The 11,080-nt window shown below is 47.4% G+C and carries 6 protein-coding genes and 1 pseudogene; 5 read left to right on the forward strand and 2 right to left on the reverse strand.

Annotated elements, in window-relative coordinates; genetic code table 11:
• Positions 1-9 precede the first annotated feature (9 nt).
• The 4 genes from ACYVGO_RS01910 (at position 10) to ACYVGO_RS01925 (ending at position 4,894) form a co-directional block, all read left to right on the forward strand.
• Complete coding sequence (locus ACYVGO_RS01910; protein ID WP_460967157.1) at positions 10-3,030, forward strand: tetratricopeptide repeat protein; 3,021 nt, start codon at positions 10-12, stop codon at positions 3,028-3,030.
• A gap of 27 nt (positions 3,031-3,057) precedes the next feature.
• The gene (locus ACYVGO_RS01915) at positions 3,058-3,585 is read left to right on the forward strand and encodes a hypothetical protein (RefSeq protein WP_460967159.1); all 528 of its coding nucleotides are present in this window, start codon (positions 3,058-3,060) and stop codon (positions 3,583-3,585) included.
• Between the two features lie 19 nt (positions 3,586-3,604).
• Entirely contained in the window at positions 3,605-4,327 is a 723-nt protein-coding gene (locus ACYVGO_RS01920) for an ABC transporter ATP-binding protein (RefSeq protein WP_142770163.1), read from the forward strand.
• Positions 4,328-4,396: 69 nt separating this feature from the next.
• Positions 4,397-4,894, forward strand: a complete 498-nt coding sequence (locus ACYVGO_RS01925; RefSeq protein ID WP_142770164.1) for a heme-binding domain-containing protein — start codon at positions 4,397-4,399, stop codon at positions 4,892-4,894.
• A 171-nt stretch (positions 4,895-5,065) separates the two neighbouring features.
• Here ACYVGO_RS01925 and ACYVGO_RS01930 read toward each other — a convergent pair whose 3' ends face one another.
• Positions 5,066-8,629 (reverse strand): VCBS repeat-containing protein, encoded by a 3,564-nt coding sequence (locus tag ACYVGO_RS01930; RefSeq protein WP_460967162.1) that lies wholly within the window; start codon positions 8,627-8,629, stop codon positions 5,066-5,068.
• A gap of 106 nt (positions 8,630-8,735) precedes the next feature.
• The gene (locus ACYVGO_RS01935) at positions 8,736-10,295 is read right to left on the reverse strand and encodes a polysaccharide biosynthesis C-terminal domain-containing protein (protein WP_142770166.1); all 1,560 of its coding nucleotides are present in this window, start codon (positions 10,293-10,295) and stop codon (positions 8,736-8,738) included.
• A 161-nt stretch (positions 10,296-10,456) separates the two neighbouring features.
• Between ACYVGO_RS01935 and ACYVGO_RS01940 the strand changes: the two are divergent.
• Positions 10,457-11,002: pseudogene (locus tag ACYVGO_RS01940) on the forward strand (bifunctional phosphoribosylaminoimidazolecarboxamide formyltransferase/IMP cyclohydrolase); the annotation flags it as partial.
• Between the last annotated feature and the right edge of the window lie 78 nt (positions 11,003-11,080).

Consider the following 11,080-nt stretch of genomic DNA (forward strand, 5'->3'; position numbering starts at 1 on the left):
TTCTCTTTCATGTCATTCTTATTTTTCTGGAAAAGCTGGAGTCGACCTTACCGACTGACCTATCTGATTAGCTTTATTGCCTTACTGATCAGCGCCTTTTTGTTCATCATTGCATGGGCACGAGGGCTAGGTAATGTTGTTCGCTGGGACGTGCTGAGTGAACTGAACGAATTGCCGGTTATTCTTCATTCGTTCTCCGACGGACTTCTCGATTATGCCGTAAACGGGAAAGCCTATGCCGTCTCCGAACAATTTGTGGCGTCGGCCATGCAGGTTCGGCCAGGTATGGCTACGGCTTTTTTAGTAGGTATTTGTGTCGCTTTCGTATTGCTGATTAGTGCTATTACCCGCTTCGACCGAATCCGGTATTTAGTCAGTATGGCCATTCTTATTCTTGGACTGGCCTTTTTTCGCTGGGAAATGCTGGAGGTTCCGGGGCTGGGCAGTAATTACCTGTTTTTATTACTGGCCTTTTTGTTTGGATCAGTAAGCTATTATTTCCACGCCTTCCGGCCCGATTATCCAATCCCCGTTCGCCTATGTGTTTTTGGCCTGATGACGATTAGTGCAGCCATTGGACTGGATAGCCTATCGCCCATGCGGTTTCCCGCCTTGATCGTGGTCAGTTATGGCATGCCCGTGTTGCTCGTGTTGGGCAGTGGTTTTATCTTTTTCATTGCCACCGAAATTGTAGCCGGTTTAGTCTGGCTAACCTCTGCCGGACGTTCGGAGGAGGGTAAGACGCCAGTAAATTCTCGTCGGACATTAGGTATCAATAATTTCTTATTTGTTAGCTTTTTATACCTGATTAATCTGGCCCTTGTCTGGCTCAAAAACACGAAATATATTGATTGGGATGTGCTGGCCGTTAGCCCTTTCATTCTTTATCTGGTTTCGGTAACGCTGGGTATTTGGGGATTTCGTCGGTTGGTTCAGCAGCAGGAAGCATTCTCATTTCGGGATTCGGGGGCTTACTTATACGCCGGTTTGGCTTTGCTTACGACGCTTACCATCACGTATGCGTTCGCTACGGCAAATGACCCCTTAGTGGAGGTATTCGAAGATGTGATTACTTATACGCATTTGGCGGTGGGCGTATGTTTTATGGCCTATGTAGTTATTAATTTTCTACCTATTTACCAACAGAACCTGCCGGTTTATCGGATTCTTTACAAGCCTAAACGGCTCGAATTAAGTTTATTCCGAATTGTTGGTGTGGTTGGCGTAATCGCTTTATTTGCTTCAGGTGGGCTAATTACCGTTCGGCAGTCAATAGCGGGGTATTACAATGGGTTAGGTGACTATTATATAGCCAGCAACGAGCCCACGTCGGCCAATGCGTTTTATCAACTTGCACTGGAGCAGGAGTTTCAGAATCATAAATCGAATTACGGATTGGCCTCGCTGGCGCTGGCGCAAAATAACCAGACAGCAGCTGCTTTTTACTTTCAGCAGGCGCTTCTGAAACAACCTAGCCCGCAGGACTATGCCGGTTTGAGCCAGACCTATTTAAAAACGGACTTGTTTTTCGAGGCTGTTAAAGCGTTGCAACGGGGCATCCGGGCGTTTCCGAACAGTGGCGAATTACAGAACAATCTAGGCTACTTATACGCCCGCACCAGTGTTGCCGATTCAGCCTATTATTATTTCAAATCGGCAACGGCTACTGCCGACCGTACCGAAGTGCCGGAGTCGAATTTGCTGGCGTTTTATGCCCGCAACCCAAACGTATTAGCCGCTGATTCGACCCTGGCTACTAGTGCAACCGAATCATCGTACGAATCCTATCAGGCAAATGCATTGGTGTTGCGGATTGTGGCTAACCGAGATACCGCACAGGCGCAAAAACCAACCTGGTTATCTGGCGAAGCCGTAAATCAGGGGTTGAGTGTAGGGCGTTTTGCCAGTTTGTATAATTATGCACTAGCAACTCAACAAGCCGATAGCACAGAAACAAACCTGTTCCGAAACCTCTCAGAAAATCCAGCGAACCAGGACTTTACCGATGATCTGTTGTTAGCCCGTGCCGTTGTCGAGTATAAACGACATAACCATTCGGATGCGTTTGGCCTGATGGGGCAGTTGGCTGAGGGCAATCAGCAAAACGGGTCGCCTTACCGATCCATTGCTGGTTTGTGGTTACTGGAGCAAGGCTTATACCATAAAGCCGCCGAAACGTTTGGGTATAATTCGGATACAACGTCCATTTACTACCGGGCTGTTGCCTACACGAAAGCCAATGATCTGGCTATTGCGCAGGGATTATGGGAAACCGCAGCTAAAAACGATCCCGCCGTAGCCGCGTTGAAGCAAGTACTTTATCAGGAACGTAAACCCGAATCGGATCTGGAAAAAGCTTTCTATGCTACCTATCGACTTGATGACCCCAATCGGGGTGCCTATTGGGAAACGATTCAGGAGCCTAGTCTAAAGACAGTAGCGGGTGTAGCCTTGGCCAACGATTTTCTCGACCATTTACAGTGGCGCAATGCGCAGCTAGTCCTGTCTGGCTTACCTGACTCAAAGCAGGTAAGTCCAGTGGCCATGTCTTTACGAACTGTTGCGGCTATTCGACTATCTGCTTTTCGACGCAGTGTTGGTTCGGCAGAAACAATGGCAAAGAAGATGATTCTGCCCCAACATCAGGCTGATCGTGACTATTGGCTGGGACAAACCTATGAACGAACTCATCGAATTGCCCAGGCGAAGCAGAGTTATCTAAGTGCCCTTCAACAAGCTCCGCTGGCCGCCAGGCTGGTTACAGCAACCGCTCAATTAGACCGGCAACAGAAACAGACAAAACAGGCTTACGATCTGGTTTTAAAGGCTTTACTTTACAATGACGATAATGCCGAACTCCTAAAAATGTACGTCAACTTGTGTCTGGATTTAAGCCTGTTCGACTACGCCGAAACGGGCCTGTTCCGACTGCGAGCTGCTACTACACCCGCCGATTATCAGGCATTTCAGTTGACTTATCAGGAAAAACTAGCGTCAATCGAAAAGAATAAGGAGAAATTTCTGCAATGAAGTAGCTTTGTTAATCAACCCTAAGCTATGGACCGGAAATTAAATTGGCTCAAAGAAGCCTTCAGCCGCGACCTGAGGATTATGCAGCAAGGTCAGGTAGTAGGTGGTATACATCGTGATGTATTGAGTCGTGATGTAGAGGCTTATCTGAATAGTACCCGCCTGCGATTTGACGTAACCGGTTTTCTTATTCATTCGGTCAATATTCACGACCTGAATGCCGGCAACCAGATTATTGGGCATATTGCATTTAGTTTCGGAAAACGGGCTGAACTTAAACTGACATCAGATGAAAGCTACCTCTGGAAACGCCATAATATGCTTATGCGGGAGTGGGACATGATCCGCGAAGCCCCCGACGGCTCACCTGAAAAAGAATTGGTCAGTTATGACTTAACCCGCCAATTTTTTAAAGAAGCTGGCGATATTAGCGTGAATGAGGATGAGCAGTCCACAGCTACTGTTGATATCATTATTTTAACCGGATTATTCATCCGAAATTATTTTCAGCGCCGTCGCCGGATAGCCGCAGGAGCTATAGCTGCAACCACATAAGCCTACTAGACAACCTGTTATGAATATTATAGAAACGCGCAATATTGCCAAACGCTACGTAATGGGTACCGAAGTAGTTGATGCCCTTAAGTCAATTACGATCAGCATTAAAAAAGGAGAATACGTTGCATTTATGGGACCATCGGGGTCGGGTAAATCAACGCTGATGAATATTGTTGGTTGCCTGGATTCGCCTACGTCGGGCCAGTATATTCTGAATAATCAGGATGTGAGTAGTATGGGCGAAAACGAACTGGCCGAAGTTCGGAATAAAGAAATAGGCTTCGTCTTCCAGACCTTTAACCTGTTGCCCCGACAAACATCGCTCGAAAACGTAGCCTTGCCACTCATTTATGCGGGCTACAGCAAAGCGGATCGTACCGAGAAAGCGATGCTGGCACTCAAAAACGTTGGTCTGGAGAATCGGGCTGGTCACCGGCCAAATGAGCTTTCCGGCGGGCAACGTCAGCGTGTGGCTGTGGCCCGTGCGTTGGTTAATGACCCCAGCATTCTGCTCGCCGATGAGCCAACGGGTAACCTCGATACGAAAACGTCTTATGAAATCATGGATCTCTTCGACCAGATACACAGTAAAGGCAATACTGTAATTATGGTAACTCACGAAGAGGATATCGCTGAATATGCCCACCGTATTGTTCGGCTTCGTGATGGCCTGGTTGAAACGGATCGCTTGAACGCAAACATCCGAAAGGCGCAGGCGCTTATGCAATCGTTAGAGTAAGGCCGAAGTGGATGATTAGGGGTAAATAGTCTATATTTAGCCCATTCCTAACTTATCTTTCTTACCTGGATGTTCCGTAAAATTCTTCTCGCTCTACTGGTTGTTCTGGTCGTGATTCAATTTATACGGCCTGAAAAGAACCAGTCAACAGGCGTATCGGCAAACGACATCACGACGAAATATGCTGTTCCTGCCGATGTGCATGCCGTTCTCAAACGGTCCTGTTTCGATTGCCATTCCAACAATACCGTTTATCCGTGGTACGATAACATCCAGCCGGTCGCTTGGTTTCTCAATCACCATGTTGACGAAGGTAAGGGTGAGCTCAACTTTTCGGAGTTTGCAACCTATACACCTAAGCGGGCGCGTCATAAGCTGGAAGAAATAGGCGAGACGATCTCAGAAGGCGAAATGCCTTTAGACTCATACCTCTGGATTCACCATGATGCCAAACTCAAGCCTGAAGAAGCAAAACTTGTGACTGATTGGGCTAAAGGATTACAGGCGCAGATTCAGGTGCCGCCCGGAGAAGACAAAGAAGGCGAGCATCATCATGAAGAGCATTAAGTAAAGGTCAGTTGTTTAAACTTTTTCCTTTATAGAAAAATCTAGGCTGCTTTTTTGTCATCCCGACGCCAGGAGGGATCTCAAGCTTAACTAACACAGAAGCTTGAGATCCCTCCTGGCGTCGGGATGACAAAAAGTGTAAACAGCTTCAAGGTTAAAGATCAGCCCTTCTTATTTTTTTACGATTACTTCTCCCGGCAGCAACCACACACCACGGGCAGACTGCCCATAAAACGACGTGCCGAAGGGAATCTCTTCCCGGCGGGTACGCCCATTTTTCAACCGAATACTAACGACGGTTGTGCGGGCATCTACAGGTGTAAATGTTTGTGGTTGTTCCACCGAAAATACACGGAGTGGTCCCCGGTTTTCGGTGACGGCTAATCGGCAACGCCCTTGAGCATTCGGTAAACTAGCCAATGCTTTGGCATTACCCGGTACATAGAAGCCAGTTTGGTCAATCGTGAGTGCTGAAAAGCCACCTTTCCCGTCGCCTTTTAGCACCAGGCCATTGAAGGCATCCATACGCCCGGCAACCATATCGCTTCCGTGCTCATTGCCAACCAGAATGGCATCCAGATTGCCATCACCATCTACGTCCTGAGCAAACATACCGAATACGGGGGCTGTTTGTGCCATGATCGGCAATGGGCGAACCTCAAACTTGCCATTCCCTTTATTTTCGATATAGCTACTCATTGTATACGTGGCCGTAAGTTTCAATGCCTGGTTTCGCTCGTCTTCGGTTAAAATCTGGCTTATAGTTGCTTCACCGAATGGGCCGTACTTAATATATCGTTTCTTAATACCGATCATTTGCTTCACCATATCGTCCCAACCGAAGTAGGGGTATTCTTCGTACTGGCCTTTGGCATTTTTGAAATAGACCGTCGGGAAAGCGTCGTAGAATCCATTATTATCGAAGTCGCCTGCATAAATCCGTACAGGGTGTTCAGTAGTGGCCCGGAGCAGGGTATTCTGTCCCATATTTCCCGCCAGATAATCTACATCGCCGTCATTATCGAAATCACCGGGCGTCAACGAGTTCCAGAACCCTAGTTTATCGGTCAACCCGCTATTGTCGAGTGGCTGGAAATGGCCCTTTTCATTCCGAAGCATTGTTAAGGGTGCCCATTCGCTGGCTAGTAGTAAATCAACATAACCGTCGTTATCATAATCCGTCCAGAGCGCGTCGCAGGTTAGGCCGCTTTTGGCGAGAGTCGGGGCCAGTTGAGCCGTTACATCTGTAAAACGTAGCTTCCCTTTCTGGCTATCATTTCGAAGCAGAAAGCTGGGTACGCCCATTGGATATTTATAGGGCTCAACACGCCCGCCAACAAATAAATCGAGGTCACCGTCCTTATCGAAGTCGGCGGCTTTTACGCAGGAGCCATTGACCCGGAACATAGGCAATGCATTTGGGTCCAGCGTAAAATTGCCTTTCCCATCATTCACGTAAAGTCGATGGCGTAATGCCTCCTCTAATTGATCGGCCGGGAATTCGGTGCTTCCACTGACGGCATATAAATCTAAATCTCCATCTGCATCGGCATCGAATAGCAAGAGTCCGGCATCTTCAGACAGTTTAGTGGGCAATGGTTTGAGTATAAAATGCCCGTTGGGTTGCTGCAACAGGGCTTCTGTTGAATATTTGGAACTTCCGCCAACGACCATATCCACCAGGCCATCACCGTTTACATCGCCGGTAGCCAGAGCTGGACCGTATTCCGTTAGTTTGTGCAATAAGGTTTTTTGCAGGTTAAAATCAATAATGTCTGTTTCTTCGTGTCGATAGGTGATGCCCAAATCAGCCGTTACATCCTTCAGCAACGTTTTGTACGTTGGAATGGCTTCGTTTGCTTCACCGGGTTTGGCGTCAACTGCTTTGACGATGATTGTCTGGTCGGCCTTAACATTCGGGATAATCTGAATCCGACCACCGGGCCAGGTTACTTTCAGGCTTTTGATACTGGTAACTTTCCCTAAACCAAAATGAGCAATGGGCTCAACGCTCGATAAAAAGCCCCGGTAAGGCGTATGTTCATAAAACTCTTTTCGGCCATCGGGCAGCTCATATTCCACAAGGGCACCAAGCCCCATAGTATTAGTTCCGTCGCCCTGAAACTGGATACGCAGATAATGCGACTGTTCGGATTTTTTATCCGTCAGCGTATTTCGATAGACAAAAGCCTCATCGTCGATATTATTGACAATATAATCCAGATCACCATCGCCATCGAAATCCGCGTAGGCGGCACCATTCGCAAAATTTGGTTCGCTTAGGCCCCAGAGGTCTGTTACATTCTCGAAGGCCGGGCCGCCCGCATTGCCCCGATTCCGATAGGCATAGTCACTGACCTTTACCTGGGGAATTTTTGCGGTTAATTCTTTACGGAGTGCGTCTGTCAGATAGGTATTCACTGAACTGTAGTAGTTCGTAAAATCCCGATCTGTTACATCGCGCGGGAAGCCGTTAGTAATCATCAAATCCCGATAGCCATCGTGGTCAAAATCGGCTAACAAGGGCGACCAGCTCCATTCGGTTTCGGCTACACCCGCCAGCATGCTGATTTCACTGAAAATGGGCATGCCAGCATGCGATGTATCTGTGGGCCGGACTCCTTGATTGAGTTGCAATGTATTACGGGCATACTGATGCTCATAACCCAGGCGGTCCCACTCCTGATAGGCAAAATAACTGCTGGGGCCCATGAGGCTCTTTTTACGAAGATTATCCTCAGGAAGCATATCTACCGCAATTATGTCGGCCAGGCCATCGCCGTTAATATCGGCCACGTCATTTCCCATGGCTGATGAACTGGTATGCTTAAACGACTCGTGAGCGCGGTTTGTGAACGTACCATCATGGTTATTGACGTATAGCACATCACTACTGGCGAAGTCATTGGTCACGTAAATATCTTTCCAACCATCGCGGTTGATATCGCAGATGTTTATGCCTAGCCCAAATCCCTCTGCCACTGTGCCTGCCTGCCTGGTTACGTCGGTAAAGAAGGCGTGACCACGTTTTGGATCAAAGTCATTGCGATAGAGCCGGTCCGTGTTAGGCGATGTACCGTCATCTACTCGAGCACGCAGGTTATTCGGATTTTTTGGATCGGCAATCTGATCAACCAATACGTACAGGTCCAGGTCGCCATCGTTGTCGTAATCAAAAAAGGCGGAGTGAGTCGAAAACGTAGTATCGGCAATGCCATAATCGGCGGCCATTTCGCGGAATTTGGGAGCGCCATCGGCATCATTTCCCTGATTGACATATAATAAGTTGGTTCGTTGGGCCGCCTTTTTCTGGAGTGTGGTTGATATATACACATCCAGCTTGCCATCAGCATTGATATCAACTATTGATACGCCAGAACACCAGCGTCCCCCGCCCCCTACGCCGGCAGATTCCGTAACGTCTTTAAAATGCAGTTTGCTCGTGGCCGATTCAGTTTCGTTGATATAGAGTTTGTTCGAAACCTGATTTCCGGCAAAGAATACGTCCGGTTTTTTGTCCCCATTAAAATCACCAACCCCAACGCCCCCACCATTATAGATATATTGGTAATTGAGAATATTGAGCGTATCGCTATCAGTTATGGTATTAGCGAACGTGATGCCTGTTTCAGAAGAATCGAGTCGCTCGAAAAGGGGTTTCTCGCGACAGGCTGAAAGTACAAATAGAAATGCGACGGGTAAGAGCCAGACGCCATTTCGAGAGGTTGGTTTCATGAATAGGGTTATGCCGTTTTACGGTGGCAGAATAAGCAGATTATCTTGCAATTTACCCATAAAAAATGCCCCGAATACAAGTCTGAGCATTTTTAACATAGTTAGTCTACGGATTGACCCCCGCAGGTTTATTTTTACGGTTTCGGAAGCGAACTAGTGCTGGCTGAAAGGTATCTCGTTCAACGAAAATCACTATACCCAAAAAGAGACCGAATAAAGCCATGTGTACAGGCACCGCGACCCAAAGGTTGGGGATCGGAAATTGCCAGGATGCATAAATCAGTAAACCCGCGCCAAGCAGGTAGCCAATTGCCGAAAGAACATGATAAGGAACGGGATAATACTTCTCGCCCAACCAATAACATAGTACCATCATAACCAGGCTGGATATTGAAAAGGCCACTGCACAGCCCATATAGCCAATAATTGGGATGAGAAGCAGATTGAGGCCAATGGTTACGCCTGTTCCAATAACGGTAATAAGGGTGCCATAGCTCGTTTTGTCGCTCAATTTGAACCAGAAGGAAATATTATAATAAACGCCCAGCAACAGGTTACCCAACAAGAGTAATGGAACTACATCTAACCCAACACGGTACGCCTTCGACCGTAAAAATAGCTGGCCAAGCAGATCAAGGTTCAGGCTCACGCCAACCCAGATCAGCACGCAAACGATAATAAACCATTTTGTAACATTGGCCAGTAAGGTTGGTGCGTTTTTGTCTTCGGCCTGCGAGAAAAAGAAAGGATCGGCGGCAAACTTGAACGATTGAATCGCTAACGCCATAAAAACGGACAATTTGAGGCAGTTACCGTAAATGCCCAATACCGCTTCGGACGATAGACCTGGATAAAAACCCGGTGGCAGCAAATGACGAAGAAACAGTCGGTCGGTGAGTAAATTAAGTACGCTTGCCAGATTGGTAAGCATAATTGGGAACGCGTAAACGATCAAAGCTCGGCTCTGTGATCCATTAAGTTGGAATTGGAAGCCTGAAAATGCTTTCCGGATGATAATAAAGTAAAGGGCATTGCCGATTAGGTTGGCTAAAAAGGTGTAGCCCGGCCCTATTTTCGGGCTGTAAATCAAATCAGCCAGGGGCTGTAATGATGTGAGGTATTTGCCTTCGTAAATGTCTTTGGCAAAAATCAGGAAGAAGACATTTAACGCAACCACAATAACAATGTTCGTAATTTTTGCCCCAACAAACTCACGGGCTCGGTTCTCAACCCGCAACCGGGCAAATGGAATCGCCACGATGGCATCAATGGCAACTAATAACGCCGACCACTGGATAAATCGCTCCTGACCAGGGTAGTTGAGCCAATTCGTTATTGGTGTTGCCAGACTGAACAGGACGATAGAGGACGATACACTGATGCAGATAACAATACTTAATGATTGGTTGAAAATGCGGTTCTTTTCTTCGACAGGTTGGTTTTTGGAACGAGCAATAAATCGGAAAAACGCGGTTTCCAACCCCAGGGTGTACACAACGAGCAAGACACCAATCCAACCATAAAGCTCAACGTTTGAGGCCATGGCAGCTGGTTTGGCAAATGCATAGGTTTGAATAGGTACCAGCGCGTAGTTGAGTAACCGACCCAGAATTGTACTAATGCCGTAGAGCGCCGTGTCGCCCGCTAATTTTTTAAATGTACCCATTGATAAAAGAATGTCCGGCCAGTAGTAGCCTGCCTTGTTCGGGCAGACAAAGTTAAGACCTTTGGTTATCTTTGCACTTCCAGTCGAAACAGGCTACCGGCTGTTTCGCGTAACTTGCACTTATTCTACTGAAACAGCCGGAGCCTGTTTCGGCCAAGTCCATGTCTCTCAAAATCTCCTCTGCGCTGATTTCCGTTTTTTATAAAGACGGTCTCGAGCCTCTGGTTCGTTTGTTAAACGAACAGAACGTCAAAATTTATTCGACGGGCGGCACCCAGGCATTTATTGAACAACTCGGTATCCCGGTTACGGCCGTTGAAGATATCACCGGCTATCCGTCTATTTTTGGTGGGCGTGTTAAAACGTTGCACCCAGGTGTAATGGGCGGTATCCTGTATCGTCGTGACGTACCCGAAGACCTTGCACAGGCTGAGCGTCACCAGATTCCGCCTATTGACCTGGTCGTTGTCGATTTATATCCTTTTGAGGAAACGGTTGCATCAGGTGCTTTGGATGAGGACGTTATTGAGAAAATTGACATTGGCGGTATTTCGCTCATTCGGGCTGCTGCCAAGAATTACAACGATGTGCTGATCGTATCATCGCGCAGTCAATATGCTGATGTTGTAGCGTTGTTGAGCGAGAAAAATGGCGCTACTGACATTAAGGATCGCCGGGAATATGCGGGTAAAGCGTTCGCGGTTACGTCGCACTATCAGTGAATTGCTAGATCAACTTGGTGAAAACTTACTTCTTAACGTTGTTGTACTCCTGATCCGTTACCG

It is taken from the genome of Spirosoma migulaei (assembly GCF_054776855.1).

Excerpts from the sequence above, each read along its gene's own strand:
- ACYVGO_RS01910 (WP_460967157.1), top strand. The coding sequence starts at position 10 with ATGTCATTCTTATTTTTCTGGAAAAGCTGGAGTCGACCTTACCGACTG.
- ACYVGO_RS01915 (WP_460967159.1), top strand. The coding sequence starts at position 3,058 with ATGGACCGGAAATTAAATTGGCTCAAAGAAGCCTTCAGCCGCGACCTG.
- ACYVGO_RS01920 (WP_142770163.1), top strand. The coding sequence starts at position 3,605 with ATGAATATTATAGAAACGCGCAATATTGCCAAACGCTACGTAATGGGT.
- ACYVGO_RS01925 (WP_142770164.1), top strand. The coding sequence starts at position 4,397 with ATGTTCCGTAAAATTCTTCTCGCTCTACTGGTTGTTCTGGTCGTGATT.
- ACYVGO_RS01930 (WP_460967162.1), bottom strand. The coding sequence starts at position 8,629 with ATGAAACCAACCTCTCGAAATGGCGTCTGGCTCTTACCCGTCGCATTT.
- ACYVGO_RS01935 (WP_142770166.1), bottom strand. The coding sequence starts at position 10,295 with ATGGGTACATTTAAAAAATTAGCGGGCGACACGGCGCTCTACGGCATT.